Source organism: Niallia sp. 03133, assembly GCF_052663225.1.
Genome location: NZ_JBQTCY010000011.1, coordinates 1 through 24,297 on the forward strand (window position 1 = coordinate 1; position 24,297 = coordinate 24,297).

At 38.0% G+C, this 24,297-nt stretch carries 22 protein-coding genes and 1 CRISPR repeat array; of the genes, 16 read left to right on the top strand and 6 right to left on the bottom strand.

The window, feature by feature from the left end:
- Positions 1-1,268: direct repeats of the CRISPR family, unit length 29 nt; unit sequence ATTTTATCTGAACGTAGTGGGATATAAAG.
- A 127-nt stretch (positions 1,269-1,395) separates the two neighbouring features.
- On the top strand, positions 1,396-1,530 hold the full coding sequence (locus ACTYBU_RS15750; RefSeq protein ID WP_445491194.1) for a hypothetical protein: 135 nt from the start codon (positions 1,396-1,398) through the stop codon (positions 1,528-1,530).
- A gap of 89 nt (positions 1,531-1,619) precedes the next feature.
- Here the strand turns inward: ACTYBU_RS15750 and ACTYBU_RS15755 are convergent, their stop codons facing one another.
- The 5 genes from ACTYBU_RS15755 to ACTYBU_RS15775 all read right to left on the bottom strand — a co-directional run bounded on the left by ACTYBU_RS15755 (position 1,620) and on the right by ACTYBU_RS15775 (position 6,639).
- Positions 1,620-2,045: a VOC family protein gene (locus tag ACTYBU_RS15755; RefSeq protein ID WP_445491196.1), complete on the bottom strand. Its 426-nt coding sequence runs from the start codon at positions 2,043-2,045 to the stop codon at positions 1,620-1,622.
- Positions 2,046-2,343: 298 nt separating this feature from the next.
- The gene (hisC, locus tag ACTYBU_RS15760) at positions 2,344-3,408 is read right to left on the bottom strand and encodes a histidinol-phosphate transaminase (protein ID WP_445491197.1); all 1,065 of its coding nucleotides are present in this window, start codon (positions 3,406-3,408) and stop codon (positions 2,344-2,346) included.
- A gap of 551 nt (positions 3,409-3,959) precedes the next feature.
- Positions 3,960-4,517, bottom strand: a complete 558-nt coding sequence (gene hxlB, locus ACTYBU_RS15765; protein WP_445491429.1) for a 6-phospho-3-hexuloisomerase — start codon at positions 4,515-4,517, stop codon at positions 3,960-3,962.
- A gap of 15 nt (positions 4,518-4,532) precedes the next feature.
- On the bottom strand, positions 4,533-5,174 hold the full coding sequence (hxlA, locus tag ACTYBU_RS15770; protein WP_445491199.1) for a 3-hexulose-6-phosphate synthase: 642 nt from the start codon (positions 5,172-5,174) through the stop codon (positions 4,533-4,535).
- A gap of 547 nt (positions 5,175-5,721) precedes the next feature.
- Positions 5,722-6,639: a LysR family transcriptional regulator gene (locus tag ACTYBU_RS15775; protein ID WP_445491200.1), complete on the bottom strand. Its 918-nt coding sequence runs from the start codon at positions 6,637-6,639 to the stop codon at positions 5,722-5,724.
- Between the two features lie 404 nt (positions 6,640-7,043).
- On the opposite strand from ACTYBU_RS15775, the gene solA reads away from it, so the two are divergent.
- The 11 genes from solA to ACTYBU_RS15830 all read left to right on the top strand — a co-directional run bounded on the left by solA (position 7,044) and on the right by ACTYBU_RS15830 (position 19,701).
- On the top strand, positions 7,044-8,210 hold the full coding sequence (gene solA, locus ACTYBU_RS15780; protein ID WP_445491202.1) for an N-methyl-L-tryptophan oxidase: 1,167 nt from the start codon (positions 7,044-7,046) through the stop codon (positions 8,208-8,210).
- A gap of 119 nt (positions 8,211-8,329) precedes the next feature.
- Entirely contained in the window at positions 8,330-10,747 is a 2,418-nt protein-coding gene (locus tag ACTYBU_RS15785) for a GcvT family protein (protein ID WP_445491203.1), read from the top strand.
- A gap of 259 nt (positions 10,748-11,006) precedes the next feature.
- Entirely contained in the window at positions 11,007-12,158 is a 1,152-nt protein-coding gene (locus ACTYBU_RS15790; RefSeq protein ID WP_445491205.1) for an aromatic ring-hydroxylating oxygenase subunit alpha, read from the top strand.
- Positions 12,159-12,250: 92 nt separating this feature from the next.
- A complete protein-coding gene (locus tag ACTYBU_RS15795; protein ID WP_445491207.1) occupies positions 12,251-13,504 on the top strand; it encodes a quaternary amine ABC transporter ATP-binding protein in 1,254 nt (417 codons plus the stop codon).
- On the top strand, positions 13,501-14,349 hold the full coding sequence (locus tag ACTYBU_RS15800) for an ABC transporter permease (protein ID WP_445491208.1): 849 nt from the start codon (positions 13,501-13,503) through the stop codon (positions 14,347-14,349). Before ACTYBU_RS15795 ends, ACTYBU_RS15800 begins: the two co-directional genes overlap by 4 nt.
- A 32-nt stretch (positions 14,350-14,381) precedes the next feature.
- Positions 14,382-15,272: a glycine betaine ABC transporter substrate-binding protein gene (locus ACTYBU_RS15805; RefSeq protein ID WP_445491210.1), complete on the top strand. Its 891-nt coding sequence runs from the start codon at positions 14,382-14,384 to the stop codon at positions 15,270-15,272.
- A gap of 503 nt (positions 15,273-15,775) precedes the next feature.
- Positions 15,776-16,138 carry a winged helix-turn-helix transcriptional regulator gene (locus ACTYBU_RS15810; RefSeq protein ID WP_445491212.1) on the top strand — a complete coding sequence of 121 codons (363 nt, stop codon included), beginning with the start codon at positions 15,776-15,778 and terminating at the stop codon, positions 16,136-16,138.
- A 780-nt stretch (positions 16,139-16,918) separates the two neighbouring features.
- On the top strand, positions 16,919-18,466 hold the full coding sequence (locus ACTYBU_RS15815; RefSeq protein WP_445491214.1) for a glycoside hydrolase family 32 protein: 1,548 nt from the start codon (positions 16,919-16,921) through the stop codon (positions 18,464-18,466).
- A gap of 278 nt (positions 18,467-18,744) precedes the next feature.
- Positions 18,745-18,876 (top strand): YuzL family protein, encoded by a 132-nt coding sequence (locus tag ACTYBU_RS15820; protein WP_445491215.1) that lies wholly within the window; start codon positions 18,745-18,747, stop codon positions 18,874-18,876.
- 242 nt (positions 18,877-19,118) lie between these two features.
- The gene (locus tag ACTYBU_RS15825) at positions 19,119-19,328 is read left to right on the top strand and encodes a hypothetical protein (protein ID WP_028395991.1); all 210 of its coding nucleotides are present in this window, start codon (positions 19,119-19,121) and stop codon (positions 19,326-19,328) included.
- A 208-nt stretch (positions 19,329-19,536) separates the two neighbouring features.
- Entirely contained in the window at positions 19,537-19,701 is a 165-nt protein-coding gene (locus tag ACTYBU_RS15830) for a helix-turn-helix domain-containing protein (protein WP_445491431.1), read from the top strand.
- Here ACTYBU_RS15830 and ACTYBU_RS15835 read toward each other — a convergent pair.
- Positions 19,636-20,073 carry an Rrf2 family transcriptional regulator gene (locus tag ACTYBU_RS15835; RefSeq protein ID WP_445491216.1) on the bottom strand — a complete coding sequence of 146 codons (438 nt, stop codon included), beginning with the start codon at positions 20,071-20,073 and terminating at the stop codon, positions 19,636-19,638. The two genes, ACTYBU_RS15830 and ACTYBU_RS15835, sit on opposite strands and share 66 nt — an antisense overlap.
- A gap of 386 nt (positions 20,074-20,459) precedes the next feature.
- On the opposite strand from ACTYBU_RS15835, the gene ACTYBU_RS15840 reads away from it, so the two are divergent.
- From ACTYBU_RS15840 to ACTYBU_RS15855, 4 genes are all read left to right on the top strand, one after another.
- A complete protein-coding gene (locus ACTYBU_RS15840; protein ID WP_445491218.1) occupies positions 20,460-21,329 on the top strand; it encodes an SDR family oxidoreductase in 870 nt (289 codons plus the stop codon).
- A 383-nt stretch (positions 21,330-21,712) separates the two neighbouring features.
- On the top strand, positions 21,713-22,015 hold the full coding sequence (locus tag ACTYBU_RS15845) for an ArsR/SmtB family transcription factor (RefSeq protein ID WP_445491432.1): 303 nt from the start codon (positions 21,713-21,715) through the stop codon (positions 22,013-22,015).
- Positions 22,016-22,510: 495 nt separating this feature from the next.
- Positions 22,511-23,086: an NAD(P)H-dependent oxidoreductase gene (locus tag ACTYBU_RS15850; protein ID WP_445491220.1), complete on the top strand. Its 576-nt coding sequence runs from the start codon at positions 22,511-22,513 to the stop codon at positions 23,084-23,086.
- 639 nt (positions 23,087-23,725) lie between these two features.
- The gene (locus tag ACTYBU_RS15855; protein WP_445491221.1) at positions 23,726-24,289 is read left to right on the top strand and encodes a hypothetical protein; all 564 of its coding nucleotides are present in this window, start codon (positions 23,726-23,728) and stop codon (positions 24,287-24,289) included.
- Positions 24,290-24,297: the final 8 nt, after the last annotated feature.

Sequence of the window (24,297 nt, forward strand, 5' to 3'; positions counted from 1 at the left end):
ATTTTATCTGAACGTAGTGGGATATAAAGAGGACTAACCGAATCATCATTACTCCAAGAATCAAGATTTTATCTGAACGTAGTGGGATATAAAGAGTCATAACGAGGGTCAGATGATGCAGCACCACCGTTATTTTATCTGAACGTAGTGGGATATAAAGTTGGTGTGTACTGCTTGATATTCCTGGTGGCGAGAAAAATTTTATCTGAACGTAGTGGGATATAAAGCGAGTGACACTTTAACGGTGTGCGATTTATTTTCATTTTATCTGAACGTAGTGGGATATAAAGGTACTAATAGCCCAAGATATATATCTTTCGATCCCCAATTTTATCTGAACGTAGTGGGATATAAAGTAAGCAGTTTTCGAATAGTTGTTGCAAGAAATAGAATTTTATCTGAACGTAGTGGGATATAAAGATGCTTTATCTCGTGCAGATTGTACTTGGTCTTCTGATTTTATCTGAACGTAGTGGGATATAAAGTTGATTTGAAAATAGTTCAACCCATACAAGCTTGCAAATTTTATCTGAACGTAGTGGGATATAAAGAAAGTAAACGGGTCCATGTCTTCCCTCCTTTCGTTGATTTTATCTGAACGTAGTGGGATATAAAGCTCGTTCATTGTCGCTTTGTCCGCGTACTCTAAATACATTTTATCTGAACGTAGTGGGATATAAAGTTTGTAATAATGATTCTGTGGTATCGGGTGTATTTCATTTTATCTGAACGTAGTGGGATATAAAGCTAATCCACGAACCAATACCGGATAGTAACGACTTGATTTTATCTGAACGTAGTGGGATATAAAGGTCGATAGTATCAAGGTTAACCGATCTGGAAATAACATTTTATCTGAACGTAGTGGGATATAAAGGTAGATTCAAAAGAAAAAGCATCAACAAATTCAGCAATTTTATCTGAACGTAGTGGGATATAAAGCTAGGTGCATTAGCATTAGTAACAGGTGAAGATGTAGTATTTTATCTGAACGTAGTGGGATATAAAGTACTTATATCCAACCAAAATAAACTTGGTTTCTTACGATTTTATCTGAACGTAGTGGGATATAAAGTATTTAAACCAAGGTGTTTCAGACGCAATGATTAATATTTTATCTGAACGTAGTGGGATATAAATTCCAGAAGACTTTTGTCGCTGTATAGGCATTGTTCCTTTTATCTGAACGTAGTGGGATATAAAGCAAGCACCACCTACCAATATTTAGTCCGGTTAAAGATTTTATCTGAACGTAGTGGGATATAAAGGAAAAGGAAGTTCCTCTTGATTTTGATACAGTAATGGAGATTCATGGGGACTGTCCTTGTGAATCCAAAACATAATTTGGAATCAACCGGGTGAAAATAAGAAAGGTAAATGAAAGGGGTGTAGATGATGACAAAGAAATTTAATACAGGCAGTAAAAATCAAAATTCACCAAAAGGAAACCAATCCGTGAGTATAAGCGGGGATAACAGCAAGGGGAATAAGCGCAATAAAGATCAGAACGATAAAACAGATACGGATTAAGAGCGCAGGCTTGATAAGGGTGCCTGACCCCTAGTGTGGTAATACTTTAATGCGTTACTGCACTGGGGGTCAGGCACATTATAATGTGATTATTGCTTGCCTTCGGTGAAAACTTGGAAATTTACTCCGAATTTGTCTGTTACAGTGCCGTATGCGGGACTAAAAAAGGTTTCTTGCAGTGGCATGCCTACTTGACCTTCTTGTTGCAGTGCATCGAACATTTGTCTTGCTTTGTCTGCATCGTCTGTTGAAATGCAAATTGTCACTTGATTTCCACTCTGATGTGGTTGGCCAGGGAACGTATCAGAAAACATAAGTTCTGTTTCGCCTACTTTTATCGTTGCGTGTGAGACAAGGTTTTTTGCATCTTCTGGTAAGGGAAACTCTGGATTCGCCGGCATTTCTCCGAAAGATTGAGAAAAGAGAACTTGTGCATTTAATGCTTTTTCATAAAATTGGATCGCTTCTTTAGCGTTTCCATTCATTACTAAGTACGGAATTAATCTTACTGTCATCTTCATCAGCTCCTAATTTAAAATATATTATCTTTTTTTGCTTGAAATGGTGATGTATTGCTCTACTATGTATTTCTAGTTGTTCTTGTTAAGGAATACAGCCCAATTCCTATTCTGTCCAACAATTAGATTATACAACGAAAGAACATACGTTCGCAAGTTGGAATTTGGTTTTGAAAATTCTTTTTTTAAAAGTGGCATTGCCTATTATTATTTTCACTGAAAAAAATTAGGTTGCTGAAGATTTATGGTATTGTACCTGTGAAAATTGTAAAGCATATCAAGCAAAATCAAAAAACTATTTCTTTTCCAAAATCGATTGCACCCCTGATAAAAACTGCTGCATTTCATTATCGGTGCCAATGGTGACTCGTAAATAATTTGAAATTCTTGGTTTATTAAAAAAGCGGACAAGAATGCCATTGCTTTTTAATTGATGAAAAAGCGTTTCAGCCTCTATTTCTGGATGGGTGATAAAGATAAAATTTGCTTTAGATGGAACAATGGAAAAGCCAAGTTTCTTTAATTGAGCGACTGTATGCTCTCTTGTTGTTACGATTCTTTCTGCCATTTCTTGAAAATAGGCATAATCTTCAATCGCTGCAACCGCTCCGGCTAATGCTAAGCGATCTAATGTATAGGAGTTAAAGGAATTTTTTAATCGATTAAGGCCCTCTATTAAAGAAGGGTGCCCAAGTGCGAAACCAACACGTATTCCAGCAAGGGAACTAAATTTAGAAAGCGTTTGAACAACCAATAAATTAGGATAATCCTTGATAAGCGGGATGGCTGTTTCTCCTCCAAAGTCGACGTAAGCTTCATCAATGATTACAACACTGTCTGGATTTGAATCAAGGATGGTTTTAATCGCTGCTAACGAAAGAAGCTGTCCAGTCGGTGCGTTTGGATTGGGAATCACCACTCCTCCATTTGGCTTGCAAAAAGAAGAAACAGGGAGACTAAAGTCATCTTCTAAAGGGATAAGGTTTACTTGCAAATCGCAAAGGTTTGCGTATACCTTATAAAAGCTGTATGTAATATCGGCAAATAATACGGGGCGTTCAGGTGAAAAGAAAGACATAAAACTAAAACCAAGCACCTCATCAGAACCGTTGCCGACGAAAACTTGATCACTAGAAAGATGAAAATGTTCTGCAATTTTCTCTCGTAATTGATCACAGTTTGGATCAGGATATAAGCGTAATTGTTCATCAACAGCTTGTTTCATGGCTTCTAGTACATATGGAGAAGGGGGATATGGATTTTCATTCGTATTTAATTTTACATAGGACTTATCCTTAGGCTGTTCCCCAGGTACATAAGGATCTAATTTTTTGACAAGTTCGTTCCAATACTGATTCATAATACACCTCTTTTTTATTTCTTTTAATGGAAGTAACTATATTGAAGTTAGGCGGATTCCTAGTTCCTATATTAACTGGGAATTGGCGTCTTAATCGGTTTTTGCCTATCCTCTTAATTATTAGAAGGCAGACAAGGAGCTTGAACATTTATTAATAGCCTATACTAAGAATAACAGTTCTTCATTTTTCTCGTCTAGTCTAACCTAACAAAGTAGAATCGTTCGTTTATTCATGAGCGTTCAACACCTTATGAAGTGATGGTTTAAATAAGAGTAAGGAGAAAATAAAGGAATAAGAAGAGGGAAATTGGAATGAAAGATGTTTAGCACGACTTTTCCAAAAATTTGTACTAAATCGGTCGCAATTAAGGGAGTATTCAAATGACGTTTGCTATCAAGTTGGTGTGTACAATTATTTCTTTCTTCCTCTAGTATGATTTAACTGGTACAAAGAGTCTATATGCCAATTATTCATTTGTATAAAAGGTTGAAAATCAACAAAAGGATTTCATAAGGAAAGAAAGAGATTGGGACTGTCCCAATCTCTTTCTTTATTCAAGATTTGCATGTCTGCTGAACATGGTACTGGATTTCAATTCTTTTTTTTTCATAAATCTTAGGATAACAGCATCAAAAAATAGCAGGAGGGTTTGCTCAAATAAAGAGGCCATAGGCTGTATCGTTTTATACTTGCTTTGTTCCTTATCTTTAGGAGAACCAGGTAATTTAACCGTTATATCGGATAACTTTCCGATAGTTGATTCAGGGGAAATCGTAACACTAGCTACTAATGCCCCTATATCTTTAGCTCTTTGAGCCATCGACACTAAACTTTTTGTTTCTCCTGAACCGGAAGCAATAATGAGTAGATCCTCTTTTTCCAGATTAGGTGTTACCGTTTCTCCTACCACATATGCGTCTAATCCCATATGCATCATCCGCATAGTAAAGGATTTGGCCATAAATCCTGAACGACCGGCACCCGCTAGAAAAATTTTTGTCGAATTAATCATACCATCCACCAGCTTTTCCGCTTCCTCTTCGGAAATATAGCCAGTAGTTTGTTGCAGCTCTTCTATAATGGTTGTTAAATACTGAGTCGTTAGCATGGTTTTCATTATCATTTATACAAGAGCTGATTGTTTAACTAATTTTTTCATTTCACCAGCAACGGCATTTTTATCTTCAGCCCCAGTAATACCGCCGCCCACAATAACAAGATCAGGCTGTGATTGCACCACTTCTGAAAGTGTAGCAAGTTTAATTCCACCAGCAACCGCTGTTTTTGCATTTTTTACGACGCGTTTAATCGTTTGCAGCTGTTCAAAAGGATTTTCTCCAGCGGCTTGCAGGTCATACCCTGTATGTACACAAATATAATCGACACCTAGTGCATCCACTTCTTTTGCGCGCTGTTCCAAATCCTTTACATTAATCATATCTACAAGAATTTGTGTTCCATGTTTTTTCGCTTCTTCTACTGCCCCAGTTATCGTAGCATCATCCGTTGCACCAAGCACCGTAACAATTCCTGCTCCTGCTTCGGAGGCTTTCATCACTTCATATCCTCCAGCATCCATTACTTTTAAATCTGCTAAAACAGTTAAAGCAGGAAATGCTTCTTTCACTTCTTTTACCGCTCTAAGTCCTTCATTAATGACTACAGGTGTACCAATTTCTACAATATCAATATGCTCTTGTACCTCTTTTACTACTTCGATTGCTTGTGGAATGTTTACGAGATCTAATGCTAATTGTAATTTCATCTATACTTCACTCCTTCATTTAATTTGTATTGCTTGTGGAAAGTAAGTTTATTGTAGTATCTAATTTACTAAAAAAAAAGTACGCACTTTTTAAACAACTACTAAAAAAAAACACACTAAGTTACTTCGAAGTAACTTAGTGAGAACGGTCGTTTGTGTTCAACTTTTGGCATCGTCTTTTTGGTAAATACAATTATTAGGTACATGAGAAAGTGGCGGTTTAAACGGTACATAATTTGCTATAAGTGGATTTTACGCATAAAACCATTTATCCCACTCTTAACGGGCAGTAAGACCCCCACCTCAAGGTGCTGAGGAATCGAGGAAGCTAGGTGTTCTAGGTGTTAAAACTCGCCCGTAAAGGTCCGATATTAGGTACACAAACTAAGATCGCCACGTCCTGTGGCAACGTTTGTGTGATTCACATCCTGTGAAACGCAACTAACCATCAGTGGGGGATGAAGAAAACTCCCACTGATGGAAAGGTTCTCTTTATCCCCAACTCTTCTTCTCTATAGGAAGAGGAGAATAAGCTTCTTTTTTGACATTAAATTTGTACAGATGGAGGAGTTATAGAAATTAACTGATTAGAAAAGTCGGTATTGCCCTTCTTACTGTTAAACTCGCCTATCGTTTCGATAAATTTCTTTAAAGATTTTGTTAAATAAGTATCTGTGCGATGAATAAATACTGTTGAAATCCTGCTGTATTTTTCCGGTATGGAATGGCAGCGAATCAAGCTGGCTGTTTCTAAATGCATGACCGTTGATTTAGGGACAAGACTGACTCCTAATCCTGAAACAACACCGCCTAATATCGTTTCCAATGTTCCAAATTCCATTATTTTCGGTGAGGAAATCCCTTCTTCCAGCAGCCAGTTTATTAGCTTTGTACGGTAGCTGCAGCCCGTATGAAAAACCAATAAAGGTTCTTTTTTTATCTTTTCTTCTGTCAATTGATTTCTATTGGAAATCAATACTAGTTCATCTTGAAACACTTCGTATTGCATAAGTTGCGGATACTCTTCAAAGCCTGTTACAAAGGCCCCGTCTAATTTATAGGCAAGAATATCTTGTAAAAGCTGCTCTGTTACTCCTGTTACAAGCGATAAATCGATGCCTGGATATTTTTGGTGGAAGATAGATAATAAGATCGGCAGTTTGATAACCGTTTCTACAGTGCCAAGTTCTAAAGAGCCAGTAGGGTTTTTGGAATCTTTCATCACCTTCATCATTTCATCGACCTTCGATAAGATATTTTCTGTATACGATAATAATTTTTTTCCATCAGATGTCAAAATCATTCCACGGCTGTACCGATGAAATAAAGGTGTTTGAAGTGATGACTCAAGAAGATGAATTCTTGATGTAACGTGTGATTGCACATAGTTTAATGCTTTTGCTGCTTTACTGACACTGCCGAGCAAAGCAACGGTTTGAAAAATTCGCATGTCTTTAAGCTCCAAGAAAAACCCCTCCAAACTTTTTCATTATTCAGAAAAATAACTTTGCAAACATAGAGATATTTCGGTTTTCTATATAAAGTTACCTATCCCATGTTTCATATGTATGCTTTTACCTGGATGGATTTACATGATCATGTCAGCTATTCAGCGTTTCTCTTTCGATGGTTTCCAAAAACGAATGAAAGCTATATCAAATGCTTTGCTCAACGAAAGTCACACGCTTTCCTGAAATGTGGAAGTTCATGTTTTATTACCCATATGATATCACTAATACAGATAAGTAGTATCATTTTTAATCATTTTACTTCATGGATTTACCAGTTTAAGATGGTATTAATAGAAAGAAGTCTTATTATTTAAAATATTTTGACATTTAATACTGGAAGCAGAAGGGATGGGTAAATATGATGACTGTAAAAACAAGCTATGATGTTATTGTTTTAGGTGCCGGTTCTATGGGAATGGCTGCTGGATATTATTTAGCGAAGCAAGGGGTAGACGTATTGTTGATTGATGCTTTTGATCCACCACATACATACGGAAGCCATCATGGAGATACTCGGATCATTCGCCATGCCTATGGAGAAGGGAGAGAATATGTTCCTCTTGCCATTCGAGCACAAGCATTATGGGATGAACTTGGAAAAATAAGCAAGAAAAAAATCTTCGAACAAACTGGCGTATTAGGATTTGGACCAAAAGGCTCTGCGTTTATTGATGAAGCTATTTCCAGTGCTGAAGAATATTCCTTGCAGCTTGAATTAATGAATGGATATGAAATAGGAAAAAGGTGGCCGGGAATCACGCTTCCAACAGATTATATGGGTTGTTATGAGCCTGCTTCGGGTGTGTTATTCAGTGAAAATTGCATCTCAGCATACCGAGAGCTAGCCTTAGAGTTGGGGGCAGATCTGTTAACCAATACGCCTGTTGAAGACATAGAGGCTTTTCCAAACGCTGTTAAGGTTTACACGAAAGAAGCTGCCTATCATGCGAAAAAGCTTATTATCAGCGGGGGAGCATGGAATAAAAAACTATTATCTACCCTTCAGCTGGATTTGCCGCTGCAGCCTAAACGACAAACAGTGGGCTGGTTTAAATCAGATGAGGCATTATATCAATCAAGTAAATTTCCAGCTTTTTTTGTTGATATGCCAACAGGTGTCTATTACGGGTTCCCGAGTTTGGAAGGCTCCGGCTTAAAAATTGGACGCCACGATTTTGGACAGGATATTGATCCAGATACAATGGACCGGGAATTCGGTAATTTTCCTGAAGATGAAGGATATATAAGAAGCTTTTTAAAAACTTATATGCCACAAGCGGAAGGGGAATTAAGACAAGGGCGAGTTTGTATTTATACAAAAACACCAGATGAACATTTTATTATTGATTTGCATCCGCAATATGCTCATATTTCGATTGCTGCTGGTTTTTCCGGTCATGGTTTTAAGTTTGCAAGTGTAGTTGGAGAAATTTTAAGTCAATTAGCGATAGAAGGAAAAACTGAGCATGATATTTCCCTCTTTTCCATCAAACGGAAAACTTTACAGCAGACGCTTCAAAAATAAGAAACGCAAGCCGTGTTATCTTAAGGTAGAAGGCAACAGCATCTCGTTGTTCTTCTATTTTCTTTCCAATTAAAAAACGGTCGAACTATTTCGTGAAAAAAGAGAGGGTGTTACAAGGAATGGAGCAAAAAAGAATTGTCATTGTGGGAGCAGGCATAGTTGGGACAAGCATCGCCTATTATTTATGCAAAATGGGGCAGCGAAATATTACGGTGATAGAACAAGGACCATTGATCGAGACGGGAGGATCGACTTCCCATGCACCTGGTCTAGTCTTTCAGCTGAGCTTTTCAAAAGTAATGACTAAACTGGCTTGTAATACTGCTGCTGCTTTTCGGGAATTAAGTACGGAAAAGCGTAAATCCTTTTACACTGTCGGAAGTTTGGAAGTGGCTAATACACTTGAACGGTTGGAAGACTTAAAACGGAAAGCAGGTGTAGCAGCTTCATGGGGGATGGAAGCATCCCTTCTTTCTCCAGAAGAATGCAAAGAAAAATTTTCTTTTATTGATCCAAACAATATATTTGGAGGTTTATTTGTACCTTCTGATGGCATTGCGAAACCACTTCATGCAGTGGAGGAAATGATGAAATATGCGAAATCTTGCGGAGTCCGCTTTTATGGGGAAACAGAAGTAACAGGGATAAAGGCGGAAAATGGCTGTGTGAAAGCCGTCATCACCAGCTCAGGAGATTTTGAAGCAGAGGCAATTGTCTGCTGTGCCGGTTTTTGGGGTCCGCGCATTGGAAAGCTTGCTGGAGTGACGATTCCACTGCAGCCGATGGCACATCAATATATTTGGACAGAGGATTTGGAGGAATTTGCTGGAGAAACAGAGGAAGTTACTGCACCTCTAATCCGTCATCAGGATAGTGCTATGTATTATCGGCAGGTGTTTCAATCTTTAGGAGCAGGATCTTATCAACATCGACCATTGCCTGTTGAAGTGGAGGAAATAACGAAATATGGCCAATCAAAGGAAATGCCCTCTGTAAAAGCCTTTACCCTGGAAGATTTTGAAAAGCCATGGCAGGATGCTATCAAGCTGTTTCCCTCTTTAAAGAACACGAAGATCAAGAAAGGAATCAATGGCATTTTTTCTTTTACTCCAGATGAAATGCCGCTTCTCGGGGAATCGAATCAATTAAAAGGATTTTGGGTGGCGGAGGCTATTTGGGTCACTCATTCTGCTGGTGTAGCGAAAGAAATGGCAGAATGGATGGTGAATGGGGTTCCATCATTAGATTTAGAGCTCTGTGATATCAATCGTTTTGACGAGCAAGCCCTTAGCCCTTCTTTTTATAAAAATAGATCCATGGAAAACTATGTGAAAGTATACGATATTCATCATCCCTATATGCCGCATGAAACAAGCCGGAATATTCGGGTAAGCCCCTACTATCATCGCCAGCAAAGTTTAGGTGCTGTTTTCAGTGAAAAATTGGGATGGGAGCAGCCGCAATGGTATGAGGTAAACCAATCAAAAGTCTCCCATTACCGTAATGAAATCATCCAGCGGGATCGCTGGGCATCTCAATATGCGTCCCCTATTATCGATGCCGAGCAAATTCATGCTTCTACATTTGCCGGATTATTTGATATAACGGCATCCAGAAAGTATTTAAAAATCCATGGAGAGGATGCTGTTCAATTCTTGCAGAAGCTGACAACATCCGATATCAACGTTCCTATTGGAAGTGTAATAAAAACCTTGATGCTTCAGGAGGAAGGAGGAATTAAAGATGAAATAAAAATAATTCGGACAGCACGAACGGAATTTGTCGTTTTCTGTTCTGGGACAGTAGAAGCAAGCTGGATAAAAAAGCAGATTGCTCCATCCAGTTCACTTTCTGTTCGCGATTTGTCTGCAGGAACTTGCAGCCTGCTGATAAAAGGGGCTAAAACAAAAGAAATCATAGAGTCCATTTTGCCTTTAGCCCCCTCTGATGGATGCCAAGCGAGCAAACTTTATCTTCACCATATTCCTGTATTGTCCATCTATGAGTCGATAAATGGTGTTGGACATTGGGAGATTGTTGCGACAGCAGATCAAGGACTAGGATTATGGGATCTTTTATGTAAAGCAGGTCAACCATATGATCTGATTGCAGCAGGAGATAGAGCGCTTGACGGGTTGCGGATGAAATCTTTATTGCCGAAAGCAGGAAAAGATTTTTGGAGTGAAATCAATCCGTACGAAGCAGGGCTTGGTAAAATGGTTGATCTCACAAAGCCAGATTTTATTGGGAAAGAAGCATTGTTTGCGTATCGATTAAAGGAGAAGAAGCAATGTTTAACTACTTTGACCTTCGATTCTCCAGGCTTTACTGTAATGGGGCATGAGCCAGTGTTTGTTGACGGGCAGGCGGTTGGCTTTATCACAAGTGCCGGATATGATTATGCGTTGAATAAAGGGGTTGTGTTTGCGCTGCTTGCTTCCGATTTTGTAAAAGAGGAAACCGTCTTTCAAGTAGAATATTTTGGGAACCGTTATAACGCAGTCTTGCTGTCGCAATCAGTTGTAGGCACCTATTAGAAGGGTCTATTTTTCACTTAACAAGAGAGTCATCAGAAAGAGAAGCATCACCATCTTTATCCCACTCTTAACGGGCAGTAAGCCCCCTCACCTCGGAGATGCCGAGAAATCGAGGAAGCTAGGTGTTGAAACTTGCCCGTAAGGTCCGATAAGTGCAACTAACCATCAGTGGAGGATGAGGAAAAACCACTGATGGAAGTTTACGTTATCTTCAGGAACTGAATATTATTATAAATAGTTGTTTGATGGAGGGAAAAAAATGGTTGTGATCAATGAATCTGGAAAGCTGAAAGCTACTTTAACAGGTGAAATGTATACAAGCCCGTCTGTCTTTCAGTTGGAAAAAAAACATATCTTTTCTGAATCCTGGATATTTGTTGGCTATGAATATGAAGTGAAGGAGCCAGGGGAATTCATACGGACAAAGGTGGAACATGAAAATATTATGGTGGTCCGGGGGAAAGATGATGTGTTGCGTGCTTTCTTCAATGTATGCAGGCATCGCGGCGCAACGTTGTGCAGCGCAGATACCGGGAAAGCCGGCATTTTTCGTTGTCCATATCATTCCTGGAGCTACGGGCTTGATGGAACCTTATTGGGTGTTCCAAATACGAGCGAGTGTAAAGAACAATTAGTGAAAAATGAACAATACGGATTAGAGCCAGTGCATCTTCAATTATGGCATGGAATGATTTGGCTTAACCTATCAGAGCATCCTAAACCAATTGAACAGCAAATAGATGCGCAAATGATCGAGCGATTCGGCAATCTGGAGACTTTTGCAAGATATGGATTGGAAAATCTACGGGTTGCGCATCGGGAAGAATACGAAGTGGATGCGAACTGGAAAATTATTATTGAAAACTTTCAAGAGTGTTATCACTGTTCTGCTATTCATCCGGAATTAACGGAGACGCTTCCGGAATTCCGTTCAGGCATTGGTACACAAAATGGGATAGGTACAGGAGCGAAATTTAATGAAAGCTATCAGGCTTTTTCGATAAGTGGAAAAGGAAATCGGGCAAGGTTAAAAGATTTGCTTCCAGAGGATGACCGCACCTATTATGGCATTACTATTCTGCCCCTTGTGTTTATTAATTTAACGCCAGACCATCTTATTATTCATCGAAGTATTCCCATTAATGCGCATAAAACAAAAGTGATTTGTGATTGGCTGTTTGATCCTGCGGAAATGGCAAAATCTGATTTTGATCCAAGTGATGCAGTTGAACTATTTCACCGTGTGAATTTACAGGATTTCGAAGCATGTCAATGGTGCCAGGAAAATATGGGATCAAAAGCTTATAGAAAAGGTGGTCTGTTAGTGCCGGTTGAACAGCATGTATCACGATTCTATGATTATGTGCTAGAAGCTATTCAACTTCCTGAAAACGAGAAAGGAATCTTTTAATCTATTATTGTCATTTGTCAGAATAGGAAGGAAGAATACCCTGTATTTGAAATAAAACAGTAAATCGTAAGTTTAAACGGGGAGGGGAATAAATGAGGATGACCTCTAAAATAAGTTCGCCAATTATTCGTGTTTCAAATGTCAGTAAAGTATTCGGCAGACAAAAAGAGCAAGCCATTATGCGGAGAGCGGAAGGGTACAGCAAATATGAAATAGAAACAGAAACGAAAACAACCGTTGCTATTTACAATGCTAATTTTGAGGTGGACAAAGGAGAAACATTTGTCCTTATCGGATTATCAGGAAGTGGAAAATCAACATTGCTTCGATGTTTAAATGGGTTGATCGAACCTTCAGAAGGATCTGTTTGGTTGGAGAATGAAGATATTGCCCATCTGCCGCGCAAAAAACTGCAGCAAATCCGCCGAAATAAAATTGGCATGGTATTTCAAAATGATGGACTGCTGCCAAATCGAACCGTACTTGAAAATATTACATTTGGTTTGGAAATAAATGGCGTGGCGAAAAAGGAAAGAGAAAAGAAGGGAAAAGAAGTACTGGAAATAGTAGGATTGAACGGTCAGGCGTATAAGAGAATACATGAACTTTCAGGGGGGATGCAGCAAAGGGTTGGGTTGGCAAGAGCGCTTGCATCTGACCAGGAAATACTATTAATGGATGAACCTTTTTCTGCTTTGGATCCTTTGATTAGAAGGGATATGCAGAAGTTATTTTTAGATATACAAGGGGAAATTCAAAAGACGGTTGTTTTTGTTACACATGACTTGGACGAAGCGTTAACTTTAGGTCATCGCGCCGCTGTTATGAAGGATGGAGAAATTGTTCAGATTGGTACTTCTGAAGATATTTTAAGCAAGCCGTCTACCAATTACGTGGAACAGCTAGTGCAGGGAGTAGATTACAGCAAGATCCGTCAGGTGAAAAGTGCCATGAGGTCAGTGGAGTTTTTTGCTGTTGATAAGGAACAGCCGCAGGTTATTTTAAGGAGAATGAAAATAAATCAGCTGTCTTCTATTTTTATCGTTAATAAAGAGCATCGTTTAGTAGGAATGTTGACGCTTTATCAAGTATTGGAGTTAGTGGAACAGCGGAAACAAGATGTATCCCGGATGATTAGCGACCCATTCTATCAAGTGACCCTTGATCAGCCTATAAAGGAAATCCTTCCCTTATTTTCCGAAGAAATTCGCCCAGTCGCTGTTTTGGATGAACAAGGGCGTTTGATAGGGGAAGTTGTACCCACCTCTTTAATTGCTAGTTTAACAGAAAAAGGATCTTCGACGGAAAAAGAGGAGATGGCATTAAAAGGGGTGATAGAAAAATGAAGGCTGCTGCCTCTATCATTCCAACTATCCCCCTCGATAAATGGGCTAATACATTTGTAGACTATATTACAACCAGTTTTTCCGGGTTGTTTGATTTTATTAATAAGATGATGACCTATATTATCGGCAGTTTTGAATGGCTTCTTACTGCACCGCCTCCGTTGGTGATGGTGGCTATTTTAGTAGCTTTATCCTGGCGTCTGACAAATTGGAAAGTTGCCTTTTTCACCTGTTTTGGCTTACTCCTGATAATCAGCCTGCAGTTATGGGAACCTGCCATGCTGACATTAGCGCTTGTGATTGCTTCCACCCTTCTCTCTCTTATAATTGGGGTTCCTTTGGGAGTAGTAACCTACCGTAGCAAAAAAGTAAAAGCGGTTATTAAACCGATTCTCGATATTATGCAAACAATGCCAGCATTTGTTTATTTAATACCATCTGTCCTTATTTTCGGATTAGGAAATGTAACAGCCCTTCTTGCTACATTCGTTTTTGCCATGCCGCCTGCCGTTCGGTTGACTTTATTGGGATTGGAGCAAGTGCCGAAAACCACATTAGAAGCAGCAGAAGCATTTGGTGCAAGCGAATGGCAAAAATTAATAAAAGTGCAATTGCCACTCGCACTCCCGATGATTATGTCAGGAGTAAACCAAGTCATCATGCTGTCTCTTTCCATGGTTGTTATCTCTTCCATGGTTGGGGCTGGGGGATTAGGTGCTGAAGTGCTGAGAAGCATTAGTCTACTTGATGTTGGATTAGGTTTTATAGGAGGGATTTCGGTAGTCATCCTTGCCATTATTTTGGATCGGATCACTATCTTTACTACAAATAAAAAGGCTTCTTAAGGGAGACAAACCATTAAAAAAGGCGGTGGATTATGAAAAAAAGATTCATTCTATTCGTTTTATTCATTTCGTTGCTAAGTTTAACAGCTTGCGGGAGCAGTTCTACTTCTTCTGGAAGTGCAAAAAAAGAGGATGGGAGTAGTGCAAAAGAAATTACCATTGGCTATTTGCCATGGGACGAAGATGTTGCTGTTACTTATTTGTGGAAGTCTCTGTTGGAAGAAAAGGGATATAAAGTAAAGTTGATGCAGGCGGATGTTGCGCCTATCTTCTCAGGAGTTGCAAATGGCAGCATTGATTTATTTTTAGATACATGGATGCCAATTACACACTCTACGTATATGAAAAAATACAAAGATAAAGTGTCCGTTCTGGGAACATGGTATGACCAAGCAGATAGCGGACTCGCCGTTCCGGATTATATGGATGTAAAATCAATAGATGAATTAAACAGTCAAAAAGATGTACTTGCCGGAAAAATTATCGGAATAGAACCTGGGGCCGGTTTAATGCGTTTAACAAGGGAAAATGCCATTCCAAGCTATGGGTTAAAAAGCTGGACACTGGTAGAAAGCAGCACTCCAGCCATGCTTGCAGAATTAGATAAAGCAGTTGCAAGTAAAAAGCCAATAGTTGTTACTCTTTGGCGTCCGCATTGGGCCTTTGAAAAATACCATCTTCGCTATTTGGAAGATCCGAAAAATGCTATGAATCCAAGTGGTGCAGAAAAGCTTCAATCCATCGGCACGAAAGATTTCGCCGCTAAATTCCCGGAAGTGGCAAAATGGCTGGAATCATTTACATTAGACTCTAAACAAATTGCAGAATTGGAATCAGAAATTACAAATAGCAAAGATGAAGAAAAAGGGGTAGAAAATTGGCTGGCTGCAAATGAGAGTGTAAAAGATACATTGCTAAAATAACGAAGTGGACGGATGATCGATTATGTTTCTATCATCCGCCCACAAAAGTTTCGCACGAATAAAGCAAGCTTTATCTTTTCTGTTATTTAGCATCATTCTTCGATGGGCAGCAGTCCATCTTATCCTCGCTTTTAACGTCTACATCGTTAACCGCTTCCATCGAATGAAAAAAGTTAATTATGATACTTTTTTCTCTTTCGTGAATAATTCTATTGAAATCTCCTGTTATTTCTATAAGTGGTATTACAATTGAAGTGTATAATTGGATAAATAAGTAGGAAGAAACAAAAAATCCTTAAAACTGTTTGTTAGTCGTATTATTATTGGAGAAGATGTAGACAGGAATAGAGACTTATTATTTGATAAAGACTGTTTTTTTGTTTAGGTTTATAAGGAGTGCATAAGAACAAAAATAAGACAAGTTTGTTTATAATCCTTATAATTTTTAGTAAGTACTACTTTAAAAGTATACAATGTTATAGTAAAGCTAAGGGGGCTAGGAAATGGGACGTATGGAAAATAAAGAATTCAACTGTGAAAAAGAACTTACATTAAGCATCATCGGTGGAAAGTGGAAGATGCTAATTCTTTGGCATTTGGGAAAAGAAGGAACGAAACGGTTCGGTGAGTTAAAAGCGCTAATTCCAGAAATAACACAGCGAATGCTTGTCAATCAGTTGCGAGAGCTCGAAGAAGATCTTATTGTTCAAAGAGTTGTCTATCCAGTTGTTCCTCCAAAAGTAGAGTATTCTCTTACGAAAGAAGGAGAAAGTTTAATGCCAATTTTGGATAACATGTATAATTGGGGAAAAAATTATATGGAAACCGTACTTGAAACGCCGCCATCCATCAAACAAATAAAATAGTCAGCAGCCTGCAGTAATAGGAAGTCTCTTTTAAAAAAGAAAGGATTTATCCCACACTTAACGGGCAGTAAGACCCCAATGTCATCAAGCTAAACTTCAAAAAAAAGGAAAATTAACAACTAAATAAGAAGTAAGGGTTTTCGTTCTGTTCTCCGAGGCTTACCGCTCGCTTTCCACGGGGCGAGCGCCGAGCCTCCTCGTTGTGGGGTCTCGCCTGTCTCGCTATTCCCGTAGGAGTCGAGCGGACGCCTCTCCAAACAAATGGGGTATTTCTTTTAAATATGGGTATCCAATAATTAGGATCTTAAAAAAGGCAATAGGATGCCCGGGGTATGGTTCCCTAATTTTTACATACCCCTACTATCCTATTTTATTTTAAATCCTATAACTCCGCTTTTTGATTCCATCCATTTTTATTCGCTCTTCATCCTTTGGCGCGATGGAAACTTCTACCTGGTCTTATCGGACTTCGATTCCTTTTCCCTTCATTCAGTAGCTGTTTCTATAGATTTTTCGCTTCCTCGTGCTTTTCTCTAAAATTATATTTATTAGCCTTTCTTCTTTTAACTAGACTAATAGTAGAAGCAGATTATTACAGCATGAAAGAGCACGGTTCCTCCACTATTAGTACTAATGATCTATTTCCTTAAAGTTTACTGGAAACTTTGATGGGAAGTGAAGTAGAATAGTGGAAAAACTAGAAACGATTTAATATTCTGTTTTTTTTTCTCTTTAATGGAAAATTAAAACAGAAATTAAATTGTAGAAAGGGGGCATAGCATGATAAAGAACTTAAAAGATAAAGTAAAAAAAGTAGGTGTCATGCCATTATGTCTACTGATTTTTGGAATATTCGTTTTTTCAGGATTAAAACCAGTAAAAGCGGAAGTAAATCAAGAATTTCATCGTCCCCTTTTTCATCTTACACCACAAGCAGAGTGGATGAGTGATATGCAAAGGCCAATTTACATTAATGGAGTTCATCATCTTTACTATCTTTATAATGAGGACTTTTCTTGGGGTGGTAATGGAACAGAGTGGGCTCATGCAACTTCAACCGATTTAGTACATTGGACAAGACAACCTGTTGCGATTCATAAATATGGCGGCAATCCTGCAGGAGATCCATGGACAGGGAGTACAGTAGTAGATACCAATAACACAGCAGGATTCGGAAAGGATGCTGTTATTGCACTAGTAACGATGCCATATAACGGACAATCTACTCATCTTTGGTATAGTACAGATAATGGGAATTCATATAAGTATCATGGTATGGTACAGAATAATCCGACTGGCAGTGCAGATTTTAGAGATCCGAAAATTATTTGGCATGAGGAAACGAAAAAATGGGTCATGCTGCTAGCTGAACGAGATAAAGTAGGGTTTTATACATCCAGTAATTTAAAAGATTGGGCATATACTTCTTCCTTTGTAAGAAATGATATTGGAATTACTGAATGTCCGGATATGTTTCAATTGAATGTGGACGGTAATAAAAATAATAAAAAATGGGTGCTTATGATTGGCGGTAATGGATTTAATTACGGATTAACTACAGGAACCAGCTACTTTGTGGGTGATTTTAACGGAACCGGTTTCCATGCGGAAACAAATGTAAACTGGTTAGAACGTGGAGCAGACTCCTATACAGGGGTAACATGGGATGCGCCGTATACAGAAGGAAATTACCGATATTTCATTTCTTGGATGAACAACTGGAATTATGCACGGAAGCTGCCATGGGAGACATTTAACGGGAATGCTAGTGTGGTTAGAGAAATACACTTAACCTCAACATTACATGATGGCTATAAGTTGGCACAAAAGCCTGTTTGGAATCTTCTATCAAATTTTAATGAAACCATTAATTTAGCAGGGAAAAACGTTTATAAGGATCAGGAGAATATTTTTAAAGATTTTCATGGTCTTTCTTATGCAATAGAGGCAAAGATAGATGTAGCGGATTTAACTTCAGGTAAATTTGGTTTTGCCCTTCGTGATGGTAATGGACAACATACCGATATTACTTATGATAAAAACATACAAGAACTTGTATTTGATCGGAAAAATTCAGGGGAAATTATTGATGTACCAGAGTTTACTAGAAAGCAAAAGGTTATTGTTAAACCGAAAGAAGGTAAAATTAAACTTGATATTTTAGTAGACAGAGGTACAGTTGAACTATTTATTAATGATAGTGAGCATATATTTAGTAATATAATTTTTCCGAAAATTACTTCAGATGGATTGAGATTATGGACTGATGGTCATGTTTACTTGGAATATCTAAAAATAAGGGATACTAATAAATTAACGATTAATTAACTATTGTCTATAATGTATGGGGTTTTTACACTTTAAGTTGAACGCCTTATTCAAGTATCGGGGCAAGTGTTATACAATGCGATTACCAAAATGATTCTCTTTTTCTTGTGTGAATAATTTAATAATGTTTTTCGAATATTAATCTATCTCTGTGAATTTGCTGAACTTAACCTTTTGGATTATCTAAAGAATGCCTTTTTTAGTCGTTTAATCGAATTAGCAATAAAATAACATAACTAAAATTATTTTAAGGAACACTATAATTGGAGGTGAATAGAATGTCAAAAAGAAAAGCTGATCCATCAACAATTGGTTTGGTCTCATCAGAAACAGAAGGGCAAGGAACAACAACAAGGGAAACTGGAAGAAAAAAGGCTGATTCTTCAAGAAAGAAACAAAAGCGTTCTTAATATGTTTTTAGTAATTTTTTATTACCAAAATGAACAAAACAGGCGGAAACAAATTCCACCTGTTTTTCTTTAGATTTAAATTCAATCGATTATACAAGTGAGAATTAAAATGGTTGTTAAGTTTAATTGTGTGTCAGCTCATGTTATAATGAAAAACTTAGGATAATTATGACTTTTGCTCATAATTGAACGGATGCCAAGAAAAGCCTCCGCCTAGCGATAAAATATGGAGGTGGAAGAGAATGAATAAAAGATGGACAATCGGTAAAATTAAAGAATTTGTTGAGAACAATTCGGAAAGTAAGCTGCTAACGACTGAATATCACGGTTTTTCTCAAAAGTTACTATTTAAATGTGCATGTGGTAGCAATTTTGAAAAAACATTTACGAAATTTAAAAATAATAACCAACGTAAATGTGATGTGTGCCAACCGCCAAAAGCGTCACGCTAAACGTATATCGAATAAACGAAGTACCGATTTCTATTAAATAGAGGTTGGTGCTATTTTTTTCATTTCCCGACAGAAGACTCCCACCGCAAGGAATGTGGAGGGCAAAGCCCAAAGAGTAGATGGGAGATGAATGTCGGTTGGCATTAGCCAACACTTTCCTCCATATGATAAAATAGAAACAAATGTTCTTGTAGGAAGAGGAATTTCCATGCTAGTAAAAAAAGCCTATAAATTTTGCTTGTATCCCAAAAAAAAGCAGATGGAACTGATGGATAAAACCATTGGCTTTTTAAATAGAAGAATGTCTTTATTTATTAATTTTCTCTTTTTCAGTAATATCCTTAATAATATCTTCAATTGTTACATTTCCTAGTACCTTTTCTAAAGCTAATTGAGCTGCTGACAAAACTGGAGTAATCGAATCTTGTATGTTTCTGCCCACAGGGCAATCAGAGTTAGGATTTTCATGCACACTAAACAATTCTTTATCCTGCACAACATCGACTGCCTTATAAACGTCAAGTAAGTTTATATTTGATGGTGCCTTGGCTAATTTTGCGCCTGCAATACCAGGTTGTACTTCTATTAACTTCGCTTTTTTTAGCATTCCCATAATTTTTCTTATCAAGGTTGGGTTTGTATTTACACTCCCTGCTAAAAACTCTGATGAACTTATCCCATCTTTATTTAATTCTATAAGAGCTAATATATGAACACCAACGGTAAAACGGCTACTGATGGACATATCATTCACCTGCCTTATATTTTTATTTGAAATTTACCCCACTCTTAACGGGCAGTAAGACCCCCACCTCGGGGATGCCGAGAAATCGAGGAAGCTAGGTGGGGGATAACTGCCCGTAAAGGTCCGATAAGTGCAACTAACCATCAGTAGGGGATGAGGAAAAACCCCCACTGATGGAAGTTTACTTTACCCCATATTATCATCATGTATCTAATTTGATTACAACGTATTATACCTTATATTCTGTGAAAATAAAAAAGTTTAATAAATCAGTTGACAAAGCTATTAGATGTATTTATTATGAATACAGGTATTCGATATTAATACAGGTGGAGTAAAATGTTTTTTTAGAAAGACAATAAAAATATAAATTGGAGGAATAGACTATGAAAATGTTAGTAACAGGAGCAACTGGGAAATTAGGTTCGAAAGTCGTGGAAACTTTATTAAAAACTCTGTCAGCAGAACAACTGGCTGTAAGTGTTCGCAACTCTGAGAAAGCGGAAGGACTACGGGCTCGTGGTGTGGATGTTCGTCAGGGAGATTTTGACCGTCCAGAAACATTGGATACTGCTTTTGCAGGAGTCGATCGCTTATTAATTATTTCTGCCGATGGAGACAATGAAACAAGAATTCGTCAACATGCCAATGCTGTCGAAGCAGCTGAACGTGCAGGAGTTAAATTTATTGCTTATACAAGCTTAGCGAATTCAACAGAAAGCACAAATTTGATGGCTCCACCTCATGTTGCGACGGAAGCAGCCATCATTAAGACTGATATCCCATATTCTTTCTTGCGTAACAATTGGTATTTGGAAAACGAAATTGGAAGCATTCAAGGTGCCTTGGAAGGTGCTCCATGGGTAACTTCCGCTGGAGCAGGTAAAGTAGGCTGGGCATTGCAACAAGATTATGCTGAAGCAGCAGCATCGGTTCTTATAGGAAATGGTCACGAAAATACAGTGTATGAACTTTCTGGTCCTCTTTTAACTCAAGAAGAATTAGCATCTGCTCTTGGTAAGGTATTGGGTAAAGAAATTCCTGTACAACAAGTCAATGACGAAACATATACCGAAATCATGAAAGGTTTAGGTTTGCCTGATTTTGTGATTCCAATTGTAGTTGGGATTCAAGAGAGCATTCGAAACGGTTCATTAGAAGTTGAAAGCAATGATTTTGAGAAAGTTCTCGGTCGTCCAGCTACACCGATCAGCGAAGCACTTAAGCAAATTGTTACAGAAATCTCTCCAAAATAAAATTAACTCAATAAAAAACCGAGATTCATATATGAAAATGCATTATCATACACGCATAGAAAAGGCAAAAATGGCATTGGAAAAGCCGATTATATTTTATTAGGTGGAGGATCAGGGTTATCGGCTACTGCGGGAATCCATTTCAGCGGAGACAGATTCACGGAGAATTTTGCGCCTTTTATCCTTTTGAAATACAGGAGGAGCGATGGGCATATTGGGCAAAGAATATAATTCTGAACCGATACGAAGTTGGTGCTTAAGTTTATCCCACTCTTACTGCCTGTTAAGAGTGGGATAAATATTTTAAATCCGGTAATGAGTACTTAGTATTCCAATAGGTTGACATATCGAAAAATATCGATATAATAAATTACATGAAGATAATTGAACCAATTGAAGTATTTAAGGCATTGTCTAATGAAGCACGTCTTCAAATCTTAGAGTGGTTAAAAGATCCTAAAGCCCATTTTGGCCCCCAGGAAGGGGTTGATCTTATCGAGGTTGGGGTATGTGTTAGTCAGATTACAGCAAAACTGAATATGACTCAATCAACAACATCTCAATATTTGTCTGTCTTACAGCGTGCGGGGCTAGTAAATGCGACTCGACTGGGAAAATGGACATACTACAAAAGAGATGAAGACGCAATAAAACAAATTGCTTCCTACATTCATCAAGATCTCTAGGTAATAAAAACTGGATTCAACATGTTGAATTCAGTTTTTATATAAAAAATAAATCGATAATTCGAGATTTATAATTGAATCTTTTTTATTTTTATCCAATATATCGATATATCTCGAATTGTATCAATGATGGTGGTGATATTTTTTCGATACTAATGGAGTTAATATTCTATTATATTCACCCGTATGCGCTTGATTCCGGCAAAGCAAAGCTGTTCATTTTCAGCGACTTCTACGGCGTTGATTGGATTGTGACGGTATAGCCGACAGTTAAGATTGAGGCGAAGGAATTTGGAAAAAAAGGCTGGTATGATATTCGGCAGTCACATATGAAGAAGGCATCCTGAGAGACTGGGGTAGGTTCGTACACGGTGCCTTTTGACGCCTCAGGCTTTGTCTGCTTATTAGTCTCCCTGGCCTGGCATTGACCCTGATAGCGAAAAACCATACAGCAAGTGCAAGTCTAAATTCACCCCAAAAAAGGAGCTGTTCCACATGTCCAACATTTTTAACCTGTCTGACAGTGCTGCAACGCTAGTGATCGTTGCTCATCCAGATTTGGAGAATTCCCGGATTAACAAACGATTGGCGGCCGAACTTGAACGAAGAGGAAATGTTACCGTTCACCGGCTGTATGAGACTTATCCGAATGAAATATTCGACGTTGCGCGTGAGCAGGCGTTGTTGACGGCTCACGACCGTGTTGTGCTTCAATTTCCATTTTTTTGGTACAGTTCGCCTTCCTTGCTGAAAAAATGGATGGATGTAGTATTCGAGTTCGGCTGGGCTCACGGCAAAGATGGTGATAAGCTGAAAGGTAAAGAGCTCCTTATTGCCATCTCTACAGGAGGCGCTCAAAGCATGTACCAAGCCGGAGGATTTCACAATTACTCTTTCAGCGAGCTGCTCCGGCCATTCCAGCAGTCCGCTAATCTGACCGGGATGATCTACCGCCCGCCCTTTGTAGTGAGTGGAATTCGCGAAGTGAGCGATGAACAGCTGGAGAAGTATGCCGCAGATTACGCCGTCTATGTGGAAGGGCGACCCGCGGTATCCGGCACAAAAGGTTAATCGCAGCCACGTATACACAGAAGATAACATGCGTCAGCCCCTCCTTGCTTACAGTAGCAAGGAGGGGCTGGATTCGTTAATAGCACATTTAGTAGTTTCACAGAAGCCTTGGTAACTTGACATCAACGGAATTTACTAGAATTATAGGAGTTTAGAACATGTAATCGTCATCAAGGCGAAAGCAGATTATTAAAGCATGAAAGAGCCTGAAGGGAGATCAATCTCCCTTTTTTAGATGGATATGTACAGAGATTGTAATAATAGTAAATGAATTAAGAAATAGAAGAAAACAACATTACTGCAAGGTAGAAACCAACCAAAAAAGCTATCATCTATAGTGCAAAAACATTGGCAGTCTTTTTACAATGAATTTTACGTACTAAAAAAATAATTAATAATATAGGAATTTTACAAACATTAACATTTCTATTCAGGATAAAGTAATAAATATTCGAAGGTATTGAGTAAGGCTATTTATGTATTAAAAAAAATGTTCACTCGTGGCTGAAATAATAATTTTTATCCCCTTAATATCTACTTATAATAAGAAGATATACTAGTATCAGCAATATAGGTATAATAGCTCTTGCTCATATTGTTAGTAAAATTATAACTTAATATTTTATAGGGGGAAAAAAAGTGTACATAAAAGTTGATAGCTTGGCACTATTAAATGATTTTAACCAAATCTGGATGGAATGTTGGCTGGAAAAGGGGTATGGATTGGAGAACTCAACTGATCCAACCGATCGATATATCATTACAGATTCAACTAATCAAAAAGTAGGAACGATTGAATTTAGGCCTTATACTTTAGAGCCCACTAATAATATTAATACAGTATTTCCTTTTCATCAGATTGAATCCATAAAAAGTAATCCAAAAGCAGTGATAGAAATTGATAAGGTGGCCATATTAAAGCAATTTAGAGGAAAAAATCTTGATAGACTTTTATCCGTGTTCGTACATTATTCGGAATACTATGATGTTAGCTACTGTGTGGTATTGCTTGAAAGATTGTTCTATAAAGCGCTTAAAACGGTATATAAAATTCCTTTGGAACCAGTGAGCAATAAAATATATTATAAGGGGGATTATGTGATCCCTGCCATTATCTATCCTAATGAAATTCATCAGAATAAGGAAAAATATCCATGGTTAATCGATCTATATGATACGAGAAGGAATTTGATTTTTAAATAAAAGTAGAA